The sequence below is a fragment of the Rhizobium sp. PRIMUS64 genome (assembly GCF_023006465.1).
Lineage (GTDB): Bacteria > Pseudomonadota > Alphaproteobacteria > Rhizobiales > Rhizobiaceae > Rhizobium > Rhizobium leguminosarum.
Genome location: NZ_JALBGX010000387.1, coordinates 1 through 229, shown reverse-complemented (window position 1 = coordinate 229; position 229 = coordinate 1). Strand labels below are relative to the sequence as shown.

Annotated in this window: 1 pseudogene; it reads left to right on the top strand. The window is 60.7% G+C overall.

The features are described 5' to 3' along the window. Positions 1–13: 13 nt before the first annotated feature. Positions 14–229: pseudogene (locus tag MOV76_RS39680) on the top strand (recombinase family protein); the annotation flags it as partial.

Below are 229 nucleotides of genomic sequence, written 5' to 3'. Positions count from 1 at the left end.
GGCGGAACGCAATATGGCCAACCAACGCGATCAGGTTCAGGATGCCCTGATGCGCGACCTCGAGGCAGCACGCTATGTAGCCGACCGGGCATTCCGGCAATATGACGCGGCTGATCCGGAGAATAGGCTGGTGACGTCGGAGCTGGAAGCACGCTGGAACAAGGCGCTGACTGGCGTCGGTGAGATCGAGGCCAAGATTGCCAAACATCGGACAGTTACGCCGCATCCG